At 44.1% G+C, this 18,863-nt stretch carries 20 protein-coding genes; 12 read left to right on the forward strand and 8 right to left on the reverse strand.

Annotated elements, in window-relative coordinates; all coding sequences use genetic code 11:
* Positions 1-57 precede the first annotated feature (57 nt).
* Positions 58-801, reverse strand: coding sequence for an SDR family oxidoreductase (locus tag INP83_RS17685; RefSeq protein WP_146270272.1), 744 nt, complete (start codon positions 799-801; stop codon positions 58-60).
* Positions 802-904: 103 nt separating this feature from the next.
* On the opposite strand from INP83_RS17685, the gene INP83_RS17690 reads away from it, so the two are divergent.
* Complete coding sequence (locus INP83_RS17690) at positions 905-1,297, forward strand: helix-turn-helix domain-containing protein (protein ID WP_255563186.1); 393 nt, start codon at positions 905-907, stop codon at positions 1,295-1,297.
* On the opposite strand, the gene INP83_RS17695 is transcribed toward INP83_RS17690, so the two are convergent.
* Both INP83_RS17695 and INP83_RS17700 read right to left on the reverse strand, forming a co-directional pair.
* Positions 1,294-2,379, reverse strand: a complete 1,086-nt coding sequence (locus tag INP83_RS17695) for a DNA topoisomerase IB (protein ID WP_146270276.1) — start codon at positions 2,377-2,379, stop codon at positions 1,294-1,296. The genes INP83_RS17690 and INP83_RS17695 overlap by 4 nt on opposite strands.
* Positions 2,380-2,618: 239 nt before the next feature.
* Positions 2,619-3,632: a low specificity L-threonine aldolase gene (locus INP83_RS17700; protein ID WP_370630576.1), complete on the reverse strand. Its 1,014-nt coding sequence runs from the start codon at positions 3,630-3,632 to the stop codon at positions 2,619-2,621.
* Positions 3,633-3,674: 42 nt separating this feature from the next.
* Between INP83_RS17700 and INP83_RS17705 the strand changes: the two genes are divergently transcribed.
* From INP83_RS17705 to INP83_RS17725, 5 genes are all read left to right on the forward strand, one after another.
* The gene (locus INP83_RS17705) at positions 3,675-4,334 is read left to right on the forward strand and encodes a hypothetical protein (RefSeq protein ID WP_219125314.1); all 660 of its coding nucleotides are present in this window, start codon (positions 3,675-3,677) and stop codon (positions 4,332-4,334) included.
* A 4-nt stretch (positions 4,335-4,338) separates the two neighbouring features.
* Positions 4,339-4,989 (forward strand): hypothetical protein, encoded by a 651-nt coding sequence (locus tag INP83_RS17710; RefSeq protein WP_219125315.1) that lies wholly within the window; start codon positions 4,339-4,341, stop codon positions 4,987-4,989.
* Positions 4,976-5,683 (forward strand): hypothetical protein, encoded by a 708-nt coding sequence (locus tag INP83_RS17715; protein WP_219125316.1) that lies wholly within the window; start codon positions 4,976-4,978, stop codon positions 5,681-5,683. Before INP83_RS17710 ends, INP83_RS17715 begins: the two co-directional genes overlap by 14 nt.
* Positions 5,684-5,756: 73 nt before the next feature.
* Positions 5,757-6,848 carry an AI-2E family transporter gene (locus INP83_RS17720; RefSeq protein WP_219125317.1) on the forward strand — a complete coding sequence of 364 codons (1,092 nt, stop codon included), beginning with the start codon at positions 5,757-5,759 and terminating at the stop codon, positions 6,846-6,848.
* Between the two features lie 66 nt (positions 6,849-6,914).
* On the forward strand, positions 6,915-8,225 hold the full coding sequence (locus INP83_RS17725; protein ID WP_219125318.1) for an MFS transporter: 1,311 nt from the start codon (positions 6,915-6,917) through the stop codon (positions 8,223-8,225).
* A gap of 75 nt (positions 8,226-8,300) precedes the next feature.
* On the opposite strand, the gene INP83_RS17730 is transcribed toward INP83_RS17725, so the two are convergent.
* Positions 8,301-9,758: an NADP-dependent isocitrate dehydrogenase gene (locus tag INP83_RS17730; RefSeq protein WP_146270288.1), complete on the reverse strand. Its 1,458-nt coding sequence runs from the start codon at positions 9,756-9,758 to the stop codon at positions 8,301-8,303.
* A gap of 120 nt (positions 9,759-9,878) precedes the next feature.
* Between INP83_RS17730 and INP83_RS17735 the strand changes: the two genes are divergently transcribed.
* The 4 genes from INP83_RS17735 to INP83_RS17750 all read left to right on the forward strand — a co-directional run bounded on the left by INP83_RS17735 (position 9,879) and on the right by INP83_RS17750 (position 12,226).
* Positions 9,879-11,018 (forward strand): 5-(carboxyamino)imidazole ribonucleotide synthase, encoded by a 1,140-nt coding sequence (locus INP83_RS17735; RefSeq protein WP_146270290.1) that lies wholly within the window; start codon positions 9,879-9,881, stop codon positions 11,016-11,018.
* 67 nt (positions 11,019-11,085) lie between these two features.
* The gene (locus INP83_RS17740; RefSeq protein WP_219125319.1) at positions 11,086-11,436 is read left to right on the forward strand and encodes a four helix bundle protein; all 351 of its coding nucleotides are present in this window, start codon (positions 11,086-11,088) and stop codon (positions 11,434-11,436) included.
* Positions 11,437-11,479: 43 nt separating this feature from the next.
* Entirely contained in the window at positions 11,480-11,980 is a 501-nt protein-coding gene (gene purE, locus INP83_RS17745) for a 5-(carboxyamino)imidazole ribonucleotide mutase (protein WP_146270294.1), read from the forward strand.
* A gap of 87 nt (positions 11,981-12,067) precedes the next feature.
* Positions 12,068-12,226, forward strand: coding sequence for a twin-arginine translocase TatA/TatE family subunit (locus tag INP83_RS17750; RefSeq protein WP_146270296.1), 159 nt, complete (start codon positions 12,068-12,070; stop codon positions 12,224-12,226).
* Positions 12,227-12,278: 52 nt separating this feature from the next.
* Here INP83_RS17750 and INP83_RS17755 read toward each other — a convergent pair whose 3' ends face one another.
* The 3 genes from INP83_RS17755 to INP83_RS17765 form a co-directional block, all read right to left on the reverse strand.
* Positions 12,279-12,770, reverse strand: coding sequence for a hypothetical protein (locus INP83_RS17755; protein WP_219125320.1), 492 nt, complete (start codon positions 12,768-12,770; stop codon positions 12,279-12,281).
* A gap of 237 nt (positions 12,771-13,007) precedes the next feature.
* Entirely contained in the window at positions 13,008-13,715 is a 708-nt protein-coding gene (locus INP83_RS17760) for an ATP-binding cassette domain-containing protein (RefSeq protein WP_219125321.1), read from the reverse strand.
* A gap of 53 nt (positions 13,716-13,768) precedes the next feature.
* On the reverse strand, positions 13,769-14,356 hold the full coding sequence (locus tag INP83_RS17765; RefSeq protein ID WP_219125322.1) for a hypothetical protein: 588 nt from the start codon (positions 14,354-14,356) through the stop codon (positions 13,769-13,771).
* Between the two features lie 154 nt (positions 14,357-14,510).
* Between INP83_RS17765 and INP83_RS17770 the strand changes: the two genes are divergently transcribed.
* Together INP83_RS17770 and INP83_RS17775 are read left to right on the forward strand one after the other, a co-directional pair.
* Positions 14,511-15,989 carry a glycine--tRNA ligase gene (locus INP83_RS17770; protein WP_146270303.1) on the forward strand — a complete coding sequence of 493 codons (1,479 nt, stop codon included), beginning with the start codon at positions 14,511-14,513 and terminating at the stop codon, positions 15,987-15,989.
* 115 nt (positions 15,990-16,104) lie between these two features.
* Positions 16,105-18,273 (forward strand): tetratricopeptide repeat-containing sensor histidine kinase, encoded by a 2,169-nt coding sequence (locus tag INP83_RS17775; protein ID WP_219125323.1) that lies wholly within the window; start codon positions 16,105-16,107, stop codon positions 18,271-18,273.
* Here the strand turns inward: INP83_RS17775 and INP83_RS17780 are convergent.
* Positions 18,270-18,833, reverse strand: a complete 564-nt coding sequence (locus INP83_RS17780) for a YqgE/AlgH family protein (RefSeq protein ID WP_219125324.1) — start codon at positions 18,831-18,833, stop codon at positions 18,270-18,272. The genes INP83_RS17775 and INP83_RS17780 overlap by 4 nt on opposite strands.
* Positions 18,834-18,863 lie beyond the last annotated feature (30 nt).

Genomic DNA, 18,863 nt, shown 5'->3' on the forward strand with positions numbered 1-18,863 from the left:
AATAGTAACAAAAATGGGCGCCGCAAGGGTGCCCATTTTTGTTAGAGAAGGCTTTGTTTACTTTAAGCCGTAAGAAAGGTAGCCGCCATCAGCCACTATCTCAGTGCCGCTGATAAAGCTTGCTGCATCAGATGATAGGAACAACACCGTATTCGCTATTTCATCGGCAGTGCCTAATCTTTGCAGCGCGGTTAGGGTTGCAATGTGGGCTTTAGCCTCTTCCGGTAGTACACCCTCTAAACCTGGTGTTTGTATAGGGCCGGGGCTAACGATATTTACACGGATCTTTCTTTCAGCTAACTCGTTAGCAGCAATTTGTGCCACTTTGTTCAAAGCGCCTTTGGTTGAAGAATAGATGCTGGTACCAATGTTAGATGCTGTTGCAACTACCGATGATGTGAACACTACAGAAGCACCATCCTTTAAATGCGGGATAAATTTTTGCAGCGTAAAGTACGGGCCTTTAACGTTGGTGTTAAATTGGTAATCAAATTGATCTTCTGTGGCTTGTTCAATTGGCGCAAAGTTGGCTACGCCTGCGTTCAGGAAAAGCACATCTAATTTTTGACCGCTTTGTGCAAAAGCCTGCTCCAGCACAGTAATATCAGCTACTTTTGAAGTATCAGACAATACCGTTTTTAAATTAGGGCTATTTATTTCTGCTGCTGCCTTTTCCAGGTTATCAGCTTTGCGGCCGGTGATCCAAACGTTGGCGCCTGCGTTTATAAATGCTTTTGCGGTGGCAAAACCTATTCCTGTGGTTCCGCCGGTTATTACTACATTTTTGTTTGCGAAATTCATTTTAGTAAATTTTAAATTAACACTGCAAACATATGGTTATTGAATTTATTTTAGTTACTTTGTAACCAAAAGTAACAGTAACATTTGAGTAACCAAGTAACTTATGACTAACGAAGCAATCACCAAAGAAGCAACAGTAATGTCCTGCTGCCCTATCCAAGGCCAAAAGAATATCCGTGCCGTTCATGATGCTATGGATGTATTGAATGGTAAGTGGAAGATCTCCATCATATCTTCTATCTGCTATTTTAACAAGCGCAGGTTCTCTGATATTTTAAATGATGTTGAAGGCATCTCCAATAAGATGTTAAGTAAAGAGCTGAAAGAGCTTGAAGCAAATAAACTGATCACAAGGGAAGTGCTTAACACGCAACCTATAACCGTTGAGTACAGCCTTACCAATTATGGTTTAAGCCTGCGCGACATCATCAATATGCTATCTGACTGGGGTGTAAAACACCGCGAAATGATTGTAGGAAAAAGGAAAAGCGCTTAACTCGCAACGGCCAGTTTTTCGTGCTCCAGCAGATCAAGCAGGGCCTTTTCGGCCAGGTTTAATTCTGATGATTGGATGTCTTTGTTGCCGTCCAGTTTATCGATGTATTTGAAGATGGTCTTCTCTTCATAACTTTTGATAACCGATGGGTGCACGTAGTATTTCTTACAAACCGTACGCGTGTTACCCAGGTTAATGGCCACCTCATCGAGCACGCTAACGATCTTCTTTTTACACTCGCTTAGGGTGTTAAACTCACCCGCTTCTTTAAACGCATAAAGTGCGCTTACGCTACCTGCCCAGGTACGGAAATCTTTTGCAGTAAAATCTTCGCCGGTTATTTTCTTCAGGTAATCGTTAATTTCCCCTGAACCGATGGTGCAGCGCGAGCCGTCATCATTGTAGTATTGAAACAATTCTTTACCGGGTATATCACGGCACTGCTTTACCAACCTTGCGAGTTTTTTGCTTTGCAGCGATATTTTGTGCATCACCCCTTTTTTGCCCCTAAATTCAAACTTCATTTTTGAGCCTTCTATCTTTACATGCTTATCCATTAAAGTGGTTAAGCCAAAAGAGCCGTAAAGTTTTTTATAAGATTCGTTACCTACGCGTATGCTGGTAAGCTCCATCAAGCGCACAACCAGCGCAACAACCTTTTCATGATCCAGGTTGCGGCGGTTAAGATCATGGTCTACCTGTTGGCGTATTGCTGGGAGGTGGGCCGCAAATGTTTGTAGGCGATGATATTTAGATTGATTGCGGATCTGGTTCCAATGCGTATGATAGCGGTATTGCTTGCGCCCCGCAGCATCGGTGCCGGTAAATTGCAGGTGACTGTTATCATAGGGCGAGATCCAAACGTCGGTATAAGCTGGTGGTATCACCAGGCTGTTGAAACGTTTTATCAGTTCCTTGTCCTTAACGGTTTTGCCTTCAGCATCGAGATAGGTCCACCCCTTGCCTGATTTTTTGCGGGTGTAGCCGGGCGTTGAGTCAGAAACGTAACGCAAACCCACGGCCTTGGCAGTGATCTTAGGATCACGGCCGATCTTCTCTAACTTTTGTATCAGGCGGTTCATTTGTTAGAGATAACATGCTTTTAAGTCGAAAGTTTTAAGTTGGAGGCCTTGACTTGTAAGAAACTTTATGAGTCATTTAAAATCGTGTCATTGCGAGCGATAGCGTGGCAATCTCGTCGCTTGTAGATGAACGCGATGAGATTGCCGCGTCTCCCGATATTCATCGGGATCCTCGCAATGACATGTTTTTGACTTTCGGACTTGTCGGACTTCAGACTTTTCAGACTGCAGGCTTCTAATTAAAGACTCTTCAAAACAGATATCACATACTCTACCTGGTCGGCATGCACATCCAGGTGGGTTACAAAACGGATGCGGTGTTTGTCGGTACTTCCGGCTTTGATGCCTTTTGCAGCAAGCTTGGCTAAAACCGCATCTGCCGGTTCAATGGTATCGAACAGCACAATATTGGTTTCTACCGGAATAATGTTGCTCACCCAGGTACAACCGGCCAGCTCATCAGCCAGGATACGAGCGTGCGCATGGTCGATGTGTAAACGTTCTACATGATGATCCAGGGCAAAAATACCTGCAGCTGCTAAAAAGCCTGCCTGTCGCATTCCACCACCCAATACTTTGCGGATACGTCGTGCATATTTGATAGTTGCCTTGTCGGCAAGCAGTACCGAACCTACCGGCGCACCTAAGCCCTTCGACAAACAAACCGAAATACCATCAAAATAATTACCATAGTTAACGGCCTTGTCGCCGGTATGCGCAAGCGCATTAAAAACCCGGGCACCATCCAGGTGTAGCTTCAATCCGCGCTCTTTGCACAATGCGGCAATAGGTACTATCTGGTTAAGGGTGTAACATGCGCCCCCACCCTTATTTACCGTATTCTCTAATACTACCAAACTGGTATGCGGGTAGTGAATATTGTCTGCATTTATTTCAGGCGCTATCATCTCGGCAGTAAGGATGCCCCTGTAACCATTCAATAACCTGGTAGATACTGCCGAGTTAAATGCAATTCCTCCACCCTCGTAACGGTACACATGCGCCGTTTGGTCGGCTATCAGTTCATCAAGTGGCTGCGTGAAACACTTAATGGCTATCTGGTTGGTCATGGTGCCCGATGGGCAAAATATGGCAGCTTCCATCCCGAACATCGCGGCAGCTTTTTCTTCAAGCGCATTCACTGTCTCATCTTCGCCAAAAACATCGTCGCCTACTTTGGCGCTCCACATGGCCTCAAGCATCAAAGGGGTAGGTTTGGTAACCGTATCGCTGCGCAGATCAACGTTCATCATGTCAGATAATATTTTATATTTGGTCTTCAAATCTAAACCATTATGCGAAAATTATTACTCCTGCTTTGTATCTTAAGTATTACAATCAGCGCTAAGGCGCAACTATTCGGAAAACATTGGGATGAGGGCTCTTATTATGACCTGCAGGGCGTAAAACATCAGGGCTTTATATCGTGGACCGCACCCCAAAAATCTCTTTTTAACGGTGACGGTGATGAAATCTTTTACAAAACACAGAAGGATGCGGATATGGTAAAAATCAAATCGAGCGAATTGAGATCGTTTATCATCGGTGTTGATAGCTTTGTGGTATCTAAAAACGAAATATTTAAGCGGAAGCCGTTTTTAAATGTGTTAGTAAATACAAATGATACTTTAAAGATCTATCGCTCTATGGAAAAACGTTCATCCCCGGGCATTGGTTTCGGTGTAGGTAGCATTGGTGCAGTTACCGCTATGGTAGGTGCAAGTTTTAACTACACTAAAAAAGCTTACTACTATGGTAAAAATCCTAATAATGTGATCAAAATTGATAATAAGAATTTTACAGAAGTTACAAGCAAGATATTAGCCAATATACCGTTAATTGTCAAGGAAATTGAAAGCAAGAGTTTACGTGATATGGAAGACGTGGAGGTTGCTTTACAACAATGGGCATATAGCCAAAAAAAAGCAGCGCAAGCTGCTGACAATCAAAATTAACGCAATGCGCAAAATCTTATTCGTTCTTTTCATTCTTATCTGTTCGTTTACCGCTAACGCCCAAGCTCCTGCCCAACAGTGGGACGAGGGTACGGTGTACCACACTACCGGCGAGGTTTTTACCGGCCTGGTATCATGGGCACCACCCATGAAGGGACAATATCCTGATGGTGACCAGATATTTTTTAAAAACTCCGGCTCGCCGGATATTTTCCCGATACCCTATTTCAAGATCAAGGCCTTTACCATGGGGCGCGATAGTTTTGTGGTATCAACCAACATCAACCTAAAAAACAATCCTATTTTATTGGTGGAGGTTGATGGGCCGGTTTGCCTTTATGCTGCTAAAATATTTAAACAAGGCTTTCCGCTGCTTATCGGCTCGGGCGGCGGTGGCGGCAATTTTGGGATGGGGTTAGAAGTAGGTACTGCCATTGGCCGAGGCGTAAAAACCAGCTATTATTTTGGTAAAACGCCAAATACCACCACTAAACTTGATAAGAAAAATTTTGTTGAGACCATGAGCACCATTTTAGCTGACAAACCCGAAGTGGTAGCTAAAATTAAAGACAAAACTCTCCGTTATGGTGACATGGATGCCCTGCTCAAATATTATTACACCGGTAAACTTCCTGTTAACAATGAGCAACAATAGATCATTTAAAATCAGTCGTATTTTAATAGCTATCATTTGTATGATGGCAGGCCAAAATGCTTTTGCGCAAAAGTGGTTACCGGGCTATTTTATTGATGTTAAAGGCAATAAAACAGATGGTTTTATTTACCCTAATCCGGGCGGCAAAGGGCCAATACAGGGCGAGGGGTTTATCAATTTTAAAGAGAGTGAAAAGGCCGAGCCTTACTCATTGGCAACCAGCGATCTGCAATCTTTCGTTGCCGGTAAGGATAGCTTTGTTGTAGCACATGCTCCCGGTAATGAAAGGTGGAACAAGCAGGAGTTCGATTTTGTACGCGTTGCGCTTAACGAAGAAATAAAGATCTATGCTACCCGCGGCGCAGGCAGCGGCGGTGGCGGCGGCAAAAAAATACATGTATCGCCGGGTGTTGGCATTGGCGCAGGCAGCTATGGTGCAGCCTATGGCGGTGGCCTGGGTATATCATTAGGCGATAGCGGCGGCGGCAACAGAACCAAACTTACCTATTATTACGGTGGCAACACGGCTACCATGCGCCACCTTACCGATGAAAACTTTAGGGACATTATGAGCGAAGCCATGGGTGATGAGCCTGAAGTAGTTGCACAGATACAGGCTGGCAAATACAATTTGCGGAGCATTGAGAAACTGATACAATACTTTAATAAAGTAAAGGCGTCCGACAAGCGCTAAACCGCAATGGAAAAATTCTTTTAAAACTTTTAAGTGTAAAAGATTGTCATTATGAGCAAAGGAACTGCACATAATGCCGCCAAAAGACCATCCCGAAAAACCCCACGCAACTAAAGAGCTCACTTTTAACGAAAAAGTGTGGCATACCGTATCCATTGTAGCACTGTTAGTAGTAGCTATTTTGATTGCCCGTGTGGCCTTCAACGTATTGCTGATGATATTGGCTGGATCGCTCATTTCGGTTTATTTCCACGGGCTGGGCGATATGATTGAACGCAGCACCAAGTGGAATCGCAAGGTATGTATGACCATCTCTGTTGCGGGATCATTCCTGATATTACTTACCCTGCTTTGGTTTATGGGTACTACTATACAGAAGCAAGTTGCAGCCTTAAGCGATAGCCTGCCCGAAACCATCAATAACTTTAAAGCCAGATTAGGATCAACCCCGGTAGGAGCAAAAGTGCTGGAATACTTTACCCAGGGAGATAACAATGATAAAATGATGTCGACCGCGAAGAGTTTCTTCAACACCAGTTTCGGTGTATTGGGCGATATTTATATCATCATGTTCCTGGGGATCTTCTTTTCAACACATCCTTCATTGTATAAAGATGGTATCGTAAAGCTGTTCCCGGTGCAAAATAAGCCCCTGGCCCGTAAAGTGATCGACCGCACCAGCCAGGCGCTTAAGGGCTGGTTAAAAGGTATGATGCTATCTATGGTGCTCATATTTGTAATGATAACCACCGGCTTATGGATCATAGGCATCCCCGTAGCCCTTGTGTTAGCTTTACTTACAGCACTTTTAAAACTGGTGCCAAACTTTGGTTCATTGGCTGCCATGATACCTGGTGTTTTACTGGCGCTTACCAAAGATCTTAATACGGCTATCATTACCGCGCTGCTTTACATGGTATCGCAAACCATCGTAAGCAATATTGTTACGCCGCTTATCCAAAAGAAGATGATCAACATCCCTCCTGCCCTAACCATCATTAGCCAGGTGATAATGGGTGTGGTATCGGGTGTTTTAGGGATCATACTTGCTGTACCGCTGCTCTCTATCATTATTATCCTGGTAGATGAGATCTATGTAAAGAAAATAAACCCCGGCGAGCCGGATGATAACGAAGTTGGCATGTCTACCCCCAACTCCGATTAAGAATAATAATTGTTTTGCAAAACAATTTAAAGGTTTGTAAATTATCCTAATTATAAACCCATTATCTTGTTAAGAAAATTACCCGTTTTAAAGGAAAGCGCACGCCTGCGTTACTTTACGTTTTTGTACCTGTATATCATGCAGGGCATCCCGTCGGGCTTTGCTTTAACTGCAGTTGCCAACTATTTAACAGGTAAGGGGCTATCGTCGCAAAGTGTAGGCACGTTTGTCGCCATTGTTGGCATTCCCTGGATCATTCAGTTTATATGGGGACCAATTATAGATAGGTATCAGTTCTCTGTTATCGGGCATCGCAAGCAATGGATAGTGCTCACCCAGTTTATGGCTTTTATAGCCTCGTTAAGTTTGCTTTTTATAAACGACCCGGTTAAGCAACTGGGCATGGTTTCGCTGGCATTTTTTATACACAGCAACTTTGCCAGCGTGCAGGATGCAAGTGTTGATGCCATGGCTATATCTATAGTGCCCGAAAGCGAGCGCGGGCGGGTAAATGCCTTTATGCGTGGCGGTTATCTACTGGGTATTGCGTTGGGCTCGGCAGGGCTCTCAACCATACTTTATCACAGCGGTTTCTTTTACGCGGCGTTAACACAGTCAGGCCTGCTGCTTGTATTTACTATTATAACCTACCTCATCAAGCTTGACCAGGCCGATAGCTATATCCCCGCTTTTAACATTCGTAATAAGGCAAGAGTTGTAAAGGAGAAACTTAATAATCCGCAACTAAAATGGCTTTTTAAGCAACTTTATATCGGCATCATAACACCAAAAAGCTTGCGGACGTTTGGGGTTATAGCACTGGTGTATACCTGTAATAGCGTTTTCATCAGGTCATACTCTTATCATCTCATCCATACGCTGCACTGGCAATACAACTCCGTATCGGTACTGCAGGGCGGCTGGGGAACTTTAGCTACGCTGCTGGTAACCCTTGGCGGTGGTGTATTGGCAGATAGAATAGGCGCGCCAAAGCTGCAGACCAAAGTGATGCTGGCCATTTGCCTTTTCCTCATCGTTTTCAATTGTATGGGTGGTTTGTGGCTGCACAAATCACTGAGTGTATCGGGCCTTATCTTATGGAATTTTGCCGACCCTATGTTCAGCGTAGCTGCAATGCCTGTGCTAATGGCCTTATGCCGCGACAAAGTTGAAGGTTCGCAGTTTACGGCCTACATGGCGCTGGTAAATTTCTGCGATGTAATGGGCGCCTACATCTCCGGCTGGGCCATGACGTACGTTGGTGCGCCGGTTATTGGTGCCACATGCGGCGCGTTGGTTCTGTTGGTTTTAATACTGCGTTACATCAATCGCCCAACGGTAGAACCTATGCTTTTGAAGCCGCAATTGGATGTTTGATGAAAACAAAAGGCCCATCTGAAACCAGACAGGCCCTTTTTGATTTTGAATTTTAACTTTTGACTTAACCGAAGGTTATTGTCCCTGCGCCAGGGTATAACCAATTTTTCCGTCAAATTTCATCAGGAACTCAACCGAACAGATCTTAAAATCTTCAGATAGTTCGCCGGCGATGTGAAGGATCTCTTTTTGTGAGATCTCTCCACCATCTTTTTTCTCAACGCGGATACGGTATTCGTTTACCAGCTCGGTGTAGATAGAGCCTGTCGGCCAAACCTGTGTTCCACGGTTTGATATCATTACAAGTTGGGTATTCTCGTTCAGTTTTTTCTGCGCTATTTCGGCAAGCTCGTTAGGTTGTTTGTTCGATTCAACAAATACGTCTACACCAACAATTTCTTCCTTGCTGTCTTTTTTAACAACGGTAAGCTTATTTTTTGTAGGATGATCGTGGTTAGCTTTCACCTCCATATCGGGCTGGGCAACAACGGCACCTTTAACAGGCACCTGGCCAAGGTTAGCGATAACGGCATCAGCAAAAGCTTCGGTATTTGCAGACGGAGTTGATTTGTCGCCAAAATCACCGGTATGTATGCCCTGCTCAAGCGTGTAAAGCAATGAGTTTTCAATAGCAGCAGCAGCAGTGGTGTATCCCAAATAACGCAGCATCAGGATACCCGATAACAATAATGCAGTTGGGTTAGCGATGCCCTTACCCTGGATATCAGGTGCGGTGCCGTGCACTGCTTCAAAAATGGAAATGTTATCACCAATATTGGCAGACGGCGCAAAACCTAAACCACCAACTAAACCTGCACAAAGGTCTGACACGATATCGCCTTGCAGGTTGGTTAAAACAATTGCCTGGAAAATCTCCGGCCGCGATACCAGTTTCATACAAAGGTCATCAACAATAATGTCTGATGATTCGATATCCGGAAACTCTTTAGCAATTTCGTAAAAGGTCTCCAGGAACATACCATCGGTAAGTTTCATAATGTTAGCCTTGTGGCCGCAAGCCAGTTTGGTATAACCTTTACGGCGGGCCATTTCAAAAGCATAACGGATAACCTGGGCGCTGCCCGGGCGGGTAATGATACGGCGGCCAACTGCTACGTCGTTGGTAAGCAAGTGCTCTATACCACCGTAAGTATCTTCAATATTTTCGCGAACGATAGTTAAATTGATAGGGATACCGGCTTTTGAAAAAACGGTATCAACACCATTTAGCGAGCGGAAATCGCGCTGATTGGCGTAGGTATTCCAAACCTTGCGGGCAGTAACGTTTATACTTTTAACGCCTTTGCCTTTTGGGGTTTCCATTGGCCCCTTAAATAGCAGGCCTAAACGTTCAATGGTTTCTTTTGCGGCAGGTGTCATCCCGGTAGAGTGCCCTGCGTCAAAATAAGACTTCCCCATTTCAACGTATTCGTACTCGAGAGGAACATTAGCGGCTTCGAAAATGCGAAGGACGGCGGCCATAATTTCCGGCCCGATACCGTCACCTTTAGCTACAGCGATCTTTGTGCTCATAGTAGTGTGTATGTGGAGTAAAAACGCTGCAAAGGTATGCTTTTTAAGCCGTTTTTTAAGCGCATAATTAGTTTTAGTGTCTGCTTTTAAAAGATTTAGGTTAAATTTGCCGCTTAACTTATGAAAGCATTTTACGGCGATTTAAGATTAGGAATTTTAGGCGGCGGCCAGTTGGGACGCATGCTTATACAGCAATCCATCAACTACAACGTTACCGTTAAGGTACTCGACCCCGACCGCGAGGCACCTTGCCGCAGGCTGTGCAGCGAGTTTGTTGTAGGATCATTAAGCGATTACGAAACCGTTTACAACTTCGGTAAAAAGGTTGACCTGCTTACCATCGAAATAGAGAAGGTGAATGTTGATGCACTGGAACAACTGGAACGCGAAGGCGTAATGGTTTACCCGCAATCGCGCATCATCAGGTTAATACAGGATAAGGGCCTGCAGAAACAGTTCTTTAAAGAGAACGACATCCCTACTGCCGAATTTCAGATCATTGCAACGCCTGATCAATTGAAAAATAACAGCATCCCTTTCCCATATATTCAAAAGCTGCGACGCGATGGTTATGATGGCAAAGGCGTTTACAAGGTGATAGACGAAAGTTACCTCGCCAAAGCCTTTACCGAACCAAGCCTGATAGAGCGCTGGATAGATTTTGAAAAAGAGATAGCCGTTATAGTGGCCCGCAACGAGAATGGCGAGGTAAAAACCTTCCCAATGGTGGAGATGGAATTTAATCCTGAAGCCAACCTGGTTGAGTTTTTAATACAGCCCTCTACCCTCCCGTTCGAGATACACCAGGAAGCTGAGAATATTGCCAAAAAGATTGCCGACACGCTAAAGATAGTAGGTATACTGGCTGTTGAAATGTTCCTGACCAAAGACGGCAAAGTATTGGTTAACGAATTGGCACCGCGCCCGCACAACAGCGGCCATCAAAGTATTGAAGGCAACGTAGTGTCACAGTTTGAGCAGCACCTGCGTGCGATATTCAATCAGCCCTTGGGCGATACAACCTGTTTGAGCAACGCCATTATGGTGAATGTTTTAGGCGAAGCCGGTCACGAAGGCCCGGCAGTTTACGAAGGCATTGAAAAGATCTTAAAATGCGAAGGCGTTTATGTACACCTTTACGGCAAGGCGTTGACAAAACCCTTCCGCAAGATGGGCCACGTTACAATTGTTGATGCTGATAGGGAGAAAGCGATTGAAAAAGCGCGATACGTGCAGCAGACGTTGAAGGTGATAAGTTAGTTCATAGTTTCATAGTTCATAGTTTCATAGTTCATAGTTCATAGTAAAAAAACACAAACTATTGCAAATGGCTTTTAGATTTGAAGAACTTCAGGTGTGGCAGAAAGCCATGTTTATGAACGAAAAAATCAATGAACTTGCTAAGACGTTTCCAAAAGATGAAATATTCATCTTAACATCTCAACTAAAAAGAGCTGCAGATTCTGTGGTGTTAAATATCGCAGAAGGGTCAACGGGACAAACTAAGCCTGTTTTTAAAACCTTTTTAAGCTATTCGCTTAGATCTGCTATAGAAGTTGTAAGTTGCTTATTTATCGCCAAAAGCAGAGGTTATATACAGAACGATAACTTTGCAACATTATATACCGAGTACGAAGTATTAGTAAAGATGATTACATCGCTACGAAATTCACTTTAATTACAGCCATGGACCATCACCTATGAACCATGAACTAAAAACTATGAACCCGAAAGAACCAAAAGTAGCCATTATAATGGGTAGCAAATCAGACCTGCATGTGATGCAGGATGCTGCCGACGTATTGAAAGAATTAGGTGTTGATTACGAGATAACTGTGGTATCTGCCCACCGCACTCCTGATAGGATGTTCAGCTATGCGCGTGCCGCGGCAGATCGTGGTATAAAGGTGATCATAGCCGGTGCAGGTGGTGCTGCGCATTTGCCGGGCATGGTGGCTTCATTAACACACTTGCCGGTTATCGGCGTACCGGTAAAATCAAGCAACTCTATCGATGGGTGGGACTCTATCCTGTCTATCCTGCAGATGCCAAATGGCATCCCGGTGGCTACAGTTGCCTTAAATGCAGCCAAAAACGCTGGTATTTTAGCGGCGCAGATACTATCCACTGCAGATGAATACCTGACCCGCAACCTCATCGCATTTAAGGAAGATTTGAAGAAAAAGGTAGAAGATTCTGCCAGGGAAATGGAAAGTAATTAATTTGAGGTTTAAAAACCATGTAAGCTGATACTTCGTTTATCTAAAAAGTTATCAGTACATTTACATATAATCATTAAATAAAAAGTTATGGGTTTAGGTGCACCAGAGATCATTTTGATCATCATCGCAATATTATTACTGTTTGGCGGCAAAAAAATTCCTCAATTGATGCGTGGCCTTGGCCAGGGCATGAAAGAGTTTAAAACTGCCCAGGAAGATACTAAAACAGCAGTAAAAGAAGACTAAAAATAAAGGGCTCCCAGATTGGGAGCCCTTTATTTTTTATGAAGGTTTGCTGTTAGAAATTATAACCAACACGGAAACCTATTTGGCTGAAAGTACCGTTCTTAGACCATCCTTCATACCGAACGCCAAGATCAAAACCGCCATCAATGGTGTAGCCGATGCCTGGTGAGTAAGCAAACGCAGTACCGCCACCGCTTTCAGTGCTGATAGCAGCGCCTAACTGGCCTTCACCATAAAAACCGGCGCCGTTAAAGTAATACTTGATACCAGCTTTCAACGGAACATAACCTAATGAACCACCACCGAAAACATCTTTTACTTTAAGTGAACTGTAACCGGCTGAAACTGTGAAGTAAGTTGCCGACGCTATTGGCTGCTCATATTTCAAGTTACCGCCTAATACCACACTGTAAACATCGCTTGAACTGCCTACCGGAAAGCCGCCATCAAAACCGATGCTAAAATGACCTGTTGAACTTGATTGTGCTGATGCCGTAAAGGCCGTACCGGCGATAATAGCCAGTACAAAAAGTAATTTTTTCATAGAGTTTTTTGCTATAAGATTAATGTTGTTTGTGAATAATAACCACATAACAAAAAAATAACATCCCGGTTTTAAAAATGTAATGGGCTAAGCGCTATAGCTTAAGGCTTTATGGAATTTAACAGTTGTTGTTTGAGCTGAGCAGCTGGGGGCCAAACGCAAATATCCTGTACGCTGATCGCTGGTTTTAGTTACGCCGCATCCAACGTTCAGATTTGTAATATCAGGTGGATTTACTTAAGCATTGGTGAGTTTGATAAAAATGCTTTCGAGCGAAGCATTGGCATTTTTGTCCCTCACATTAGCAAGGGTATCATTAGCTACGATATTACCTTTATTGATGATGATAACGTTGTTGCAAACAGCTTCAACTTCCTGCATGATATGGGTAGAAAGGATAACCGTTTTTGATCTGCCCAACTCGCTGATCAATTGCCGTATGCCAATGAGCTGGTTTGGATCAAGCCCGGATGTTGGCTCGTCGAGTATAAGCACCTGCGGGTCGTGCAGGATAGCTTGGGCCAACCCTACCCTCTGGCGGTAACCTTTAGATAATTGCCCTATCTTTTTATGCTGCTCGGGCCCAAGTCCGGTTTGTTCTATCACTTCTGCTATACGTTTATTAGGATCGTGCAATTGGTGTATGCCGGCGATAAAGTCCAGCGCCTCCTTAACATACATATCCGTATAAAGCGGGTTGCTCTCAGGCAGGTAGCCGATGCTGCGTTTCACCTCAAGCGGTTGTTTAATAATGTCGAACCCGTTTACTGTAGCAGTACCATCTGTAGGCGGTATGTAACCGGTAAGCATTTTCATGGTGGTACTTTTGCCGGCACCATTAGGGCCTAAAAAACCAAGCACTCCGGTTTTAGCCTCAAAGCTAATGGCGTTAACAGCCTTTTGTACTCCGTAAACTTTACTTAAAGCGGCTACCTGTATGCTCATGGGGCAAAGTTATTGGATAGATATGAGATTTGGGATAAGAGATTTCAGATTCGTTATGGAGTTACAAAGGAAAACTTCTCATCAAACAACTGCACCTTGTCTTTTTTTGAGTTGGTGCCGCTTAAGGCGAGAGCAATAATTCCTTGTTTGCCATTGGCGTATTTGTAGGTAAACTTAAAGGGAGCGTTGTTATCAGGTGTAAGCTTAACATCGGTTACGGTAACTTTCTTTTTATCTGATTTAAGCCAGACCTGTTTGTTTACAAAAGATTTTGCCTTTTCATAATCGGCGGCGGGTGCGAAGAACGACATGGTGCCATCATCTCCAGGTTTAAAATACTGGTAGTAAAGCACGCCCCATTCGGCTTCAAATTTAGCATGCGTGTCTTCTACAATATCACTAAGTACCATAATTCTTCCCGCATCTGTTGCAGGAGTTGCCTTCAACTCCTCACCATCTACCCATTTATGGAGGTAAAAATTGTAATTCATCTTACTGCTATCAGCGGGCAAAAGAACATATTTCTCACCGATGGTCTGCTCTATTTTGCGGGGTGCGTGAAAACTGCCTGCCGGTTGTTGCTGGCTGTAGGCTATCGACGAAATAAATAAGCTTAGTAATGCAATCAGAAATTTATTCATGTTAACAAGATAGCAAAGGCTCACGATTGTTGCCAATTTTAATATTAGTCTCAGTAAAACCCACAAGCATTCTCCAAAGTTACAGAGCCCCCGTACTCATAATTAAACATTAACACCTTTAATATTAGCCTCTAAAATATATCTTTGCCACATTATGAGTACGCAAACCGACGATCTTTTTAAAAACGTAATATCACACGCTAAGGAATACGGCTTCGTTTTCCAGAGCAGCGAGATCTATGATGGATTAAGCGCTGTCTACGATTACGGCCAAAATGGTTCTGAACTAAAGAACAACATTAAAACCTACTGGTGGAAGGCCATGGTGCAGATGAATGAGAACATTGTAGGTATCGACTCTGCCATTTTCATGCACCCTACCATCTGGAAAGCCAGCGGCCACGTTGATGGCTTCAGCGACCCGATGATTGATAACAAGGACAGCAAAAAACGCTACCGTGCCGATCAGTTACTGGAAGACCGCATTGCCCAGTTAGATGAGGAAGGCAAAACCAGCGAAGCTGAAGAATTGCAAATTGAGATGGACAACGCGCTTAAGGCAGAGAACCTGCCACGCCTGCGCGAACTGATCATCGAGCAAAATATAAAATGCCCTGTAAGCGGCACTGCTAACTGGACGGATGTACGCCAATTTAACCTGATGTTCAGCACCCAGGTTGGCGCCATTGCTGATGAGTCTGATACCATTTACCTGCGCCCGGAGACGGCCCAGGGTATATTTGTGAACTACCTGAACGTGCAAAAATCCGGCAGGATGAAAATCCCATTCGGTATTGCCCAAATTGGTAAAGCTTTCCGTAACGAGGTGATTGCACGCCAGTTCATCATCCGCATGCGCGAGTTTGAGCAAATGGAGATGCAATTCTTTGTTCGCCCGGGCACACAGCGCGAATGGTTTGATAAATGGAAACAAACCCGCTTAAACTGGCACCTTGCATTGGGTACTGCGCCGGAGAAATACCGTTACCACGAGCACACAAAACTGGCACATTATGCAGATGCCGCTTTTGATATTGAGTATAACTTTCCGTTCGGCTTTAAAGAGGTTGAGGGTATACACAGCCGTACAGATTTTGACTTGAGTCAGCACGAGAAATTCTCACGCAAGAAAATGCAGTATTTTGACCCTGAGGTTGACCCTGAAACAGGAAAACCTTACGGCAACTATATCCCTTACGTAATTGAGACGTCTATAGGTTTAGACAGGATGTTCCTGCTTACGCTGATAAACGCTTACGAAGAGGAAGACCTGAGCACGGAAGAGAAACAGGATAGCCGCACCGTGTTACGCCTGCACCCTGCCCTTGCGCCGGTTAAAGCAGCAATTTTCCCGCTTACTAAAAAAGACGGTTTGCCGGAGAAAGCACGCGAGATAATGGACAAGCTAAAGCTAAATTTTAACCTGCAATATGAGGAGAAAGATGCTATTGGTAAACGCTATCGCCGCCAGGATGCTATTGGTACACCTTTCTGTATCACAGTAGATCATCAGTCATTAGAAGATAATACCGTAACCATACGCCACCGCGATACGATGGAGCAGGAACGTGTAAACGCAGATGACCTGGAACGCATTATAGGCGACCTGGTTAGCTGGAAAAATGTTTTGTAAACCGCAAACATTACAACAAACTTTAAGTTAATGATTTCGTAAAAGCCTGCTTAGTGCAGGCTTTTACATTTGCCAGCAAAACATTTGCTATATTTCACCTGACAATATCTGCGGCTTGAAAAATCTTTCACTGTTTATTGTGTTTTGTTTGATCAGCGGGCATTGCTTTGCCGGCAAGCACGACGGTGAAATAGATAGTTTGCGGTTATTATTGCGGCAGTCCACAAAACCGGCTGGGCTGTCAGATTCTGTTAACATAAATCGCACAATTGAACTGGCCGATGAGTTTTATGAGTCTGCGCCTGATAGCAGCACCTTTTACGCTAAGGTAGCCTTGGCCAATTCTCAAAAGATCAACTATATTAAAGGGATAGCAGCGGGTAACCGCGTGCTTGGCTTGGTAAACTCCTTTAAAGGCAATTACAGCGTTGCGAAGCTTAACTATCAACAGTCATTAGCATACTATACGAAAGCTAAAGATGAACTTGGTGTTAGCGACGCATTGATAGGCTTGGGCCGTGTTGAAGACTTTTTAGGAAATTACGATAGCGCTATAAAATATTATAATCAGTCTCTTGCGATACGCAAAAAACTTAACAACCAGATAAAGATAGCTGATAGCTACGCTATGCTGGGCATCACTTACGATAATAAAGGTGACCTCACGAAAGCGCTTGAAAATTACTTCGAGTCTCTGAGTATCGATCTAAAGCTTGATAACCAACTCTCGGCTGCAGATAATTACTGCAACATTGGCGTGGTAATGCAGCACCTTGAGCTTTACCCCAAAGCCCTTGAGTACTTCAACAAGGCTAACAAGCTTTGGCTGCGGTTAGATGATAAGCAGGGCATCAGCACGGCTTATCAAAACATTGGCGAGGTGTTGCTGGCGCAGAAGAAATACACAGAGGCTTATCCTTATTTTGCAAAGGCGTCGGCCTTATACCACCAGTTGGGCGATGAAGAAGGTATCGGCCTTATCTACTATAATATTGGCATTTATAACTATTACACCGGCAAGCCTGATTCTGCAGCGTTTTACCTTAACAAGTCTATTGTATCATCAAAAAAAAGCGGAATAACCTACAACCTTGCTAACGCTTACATCAGCATGGCACTGGTGAAAAACCTGGAGAAGAATTTCGCTGATGCTTATAAATACGCCTTGCTTGCAAAACAAAGTGCTGACAAAATTAAAAGCCTTAACCTACGCGCCGATGCTACCCTCCAGCTAAGCAATGCCTTAGCAGGCCTAAACAGATTTAAAGAAGCCTACGAAACGCATAGCAGTTACCTGTTGATGCACGATAGCCTTAAAAACGATGAAAGTGTGCAAAAGCTTGCCTCTTATAACCAGGCTATGCAATTTGAGGATAGTCAGCGTAAGATGGCACGTAAAGAAGCGATGCTGATAGATAAACTTTCGCAGCAGCAGCGCACCAATATTATCTATGGTATCATCATCGTGGTGATGACAACCGTGCTTGTGTTCTATTACAATGCCAAGCGCAAACAACTCAAAGCCAATGCGCTTTTAGCGGAGAAAAACAAAGAGGTACTTGAGCAGGCAGATAAACTGAATGATCTGAATCATCTTAAAGACAGGCTGATAGCGATATTGGCGCATGACCTGCGGGCGCCTTTAAGCACCCTGCGATCAGCGTTTTCCTTACTCATCTCCAAAGATGTTAGTGATGAAGAATTTGTGCAGATGGTGCCGGTTGTTTTTAAGAAACTGGAGCACACATCCGACTTTTTAGATACGCTGCTATTCTGGATAAATAGCCAGGTTGATGATATTAATGAAACCGTTAGGAGTTTCTGCCTTTGCGAAGTGATTAAAGAAGAGCTTGAGCTACTGGATGATCAGTTCAGAAAGAAGAACATCACCTATGTAAATGCAGTTGATAAAGGCCACGTGGTGTTAGCAGACCCAAAATCTATCCGTATAGTTGTGCATAACCTGCTTACTAACGCCATCAAGTTCTCTCACCCCGATAGCGCTATAGAGATCAACGCCAAGCAGGTTCCTGATTGTATTGAGCTAATTATCAAGGACCACGGTGTTGGCATGAGTACCGAGCAGCTGAACAGGCTTTTTGCCGGCAAGGTAAGCAGCCAGGCAGGCACCCTAAACGAAGTTGGCACCGGCATGGGGCTCATATTCTGTAAAGACCTGGTAGAAAAATATCGCGGATCTATAAAAGCCACCAGCATTGCCGGCCAGGGCAGTGAGTTTAGCTTTACATTACCTAAGGACAACGAGATAAAGCTACAAGCCTAATTCAACGTTGGGTTCTCCGGGAAGTTGGCAATATGTGCATAGCGCTGGCCAAGGCCTATAACCACCTCCCGCCAAAGGTTTTGTTCGTTGTTACTAAATACGTTATCCACCCCAAAATTATCGGTAACTATCCATGAATCTTCGCGAAGCTCCTGATCTAACTGGTCGGGGGTCCAGCCGCTATAGCCGGTGAAAAATTTGATCTCGTCTTCGGTAAGCTGGTAGTTGGTTATCAGTTCCTTTATCTGTTCAAAATCTCCACCCCAGTAGATCCCGCTGGCTATTTCAATACCATTTTCAATTTTCTCAGGTACGCGATGTATGTAGTGCAATGTGTTTGCCGCTACAGGCCCGCCGGCGTAAACAGGTATTTCGGAATAAGACAGATCAGGCAGTATATCGCCCAGCATATATTCCGTTTGGTGGTTAAGTACAAAACCCATTGCACCGCCCTCAGAATATTCCGTAAGCACAATAACCGACCGCTTAAAATTAGGGTCGGCCATAAAAGGTTCAGATATCAGTAAACGGCCTGCAGCAGGTGCAATAGTACTTAGCATAAGGTTAACATTTTATAAATTAACGCCAAA

It is taken from the genome of Mucilaginibacter sp. 21P (assembly GCF_019331605.1).
Classification (GTDB): domain Bacteria; phylum Bacteroidota; class Bacteroidia; order Sphingobacteriales; family Sphingobacteriaceae; genus Mucilaginibacter; species Mucilaginibacter achroorhodeus.

Coding starts and splice junctions, on each gene's coding strand:
- INP83_RS17755 (WP_219125320.1), bottom strand. CDS start 12,770: ATGAAAAAATTACTTTTTGTACTGGCTATTATCGCCGGTACGGCCTTT.
- INP83_RS17765 (WP_219125322.1), bottom strand. CDS start 14,356: ATGAATAAATTTCTGATTGCATTACTAAGCTTATTTATTTCGTCGATA.
- INP83_RS17735 (WP_146270290.1), top strand. CDS start 9,879: ATGAAAGCATTTTACGGCGATTTAAGATTAGGAATTTTAGGCGGCGGC.
- INP83_RS17710 (WP_219125315.1), top strand. CDS start 4,339: ATGCGCAAAATCTTATTCGTTCTTTTCATTCTTATCTGTTCGTTTACC.
- INP83_RS17715 (WP_219125316.1), top strand. CDS start 4,976: ATGAGCAACAATAGATCATTTAAAATCAGTCGTATTTTAATAGCTATC.
- INP83_RS17780 (WP_219125324.1), bottom strand. CDS start 18,833: ATGCTAAGTACTATTGCACCTGCTGCAGGCCGTTTACTGATATCTGAA.
- INP83_RS17740 (WP_219125319.1), top strand. CDS start 11,086: ATGGCTTTTAGATTTGAAGAACTTCAGGTGTGGCAGAAAGCCATGTTT.
- INP83_RS17730 (WP_146270288.1), bottom strand. CDS start 9,758: ATGAGCACAAAGATCGCTGTAGCTAAAGGTGACGGTATCGGGCCGGAA.
- INP83_RS17700 (WP_370630576.1), bottom strand. CDS start 3,632: ATGATGAACGTTGATCTGCGCAGCGATACGGTTACCAAACCTACCCCT.
- INP83_RS17750 (WP_146270296.1), top strand. CDS start 12,068: ATGGGTTTAGGTGCACCAGAGATCATTTTGATCATCATCGCAATATTA.
- INP83_RS17770 (WP_146270303.1), top strand. CDS start 14,511: ATGAGTACGCAAACCGACGATCTTTTTAAAAACGTAATATCACACGCT.
- INP83_RS17705 (WP_219125314.1), top strand. CDS start 3,675: ATGCGAAAATTATTACTCCTGCTTTGTATCTTAAGTATTACAATCAGC.
- INP83_RS17720 (WP_219125317.1), top strand. CDS start 5,757: ATGCCGCCAAAAGACCATCCCGAAAAACCCCACGCAACTAAAGAGCTC.
- INP83_RS17685 (WP_146270272.1), bottom strand. CDS start 801: ATGAATTTCGCAAACAAAAATGTAGTAATAACCGGCGGAACCACAGGA.
- INP83_RS17690 (WP_255563186.1), top strand. CDS start 905: ATGACTAACGAAGCAATCACCAAAGAAGCAACAGTAATGTCCTGCTGC.
- purE (WP_146270294.1), top strand. CDS start 11,480: ATGAACCCGAAAGAACCAAAAGTAGCCATTATAATGGGTAGCAAATCA.
- INP83_RS17760 (WP_219125321.1), bottom strand. CDS start 13,715: ATGAGCATACAGGTAGCCGCTTTAAGTAAAGTTTACGGAGTACAAAAG.
- INP83_RS17695 (WP_146270276.1), bottom strand. CDS start 2,379: ATGAACCGCCTGATACAAAAGTTAGAGAAGATCGGCCGTGATCCTAAG.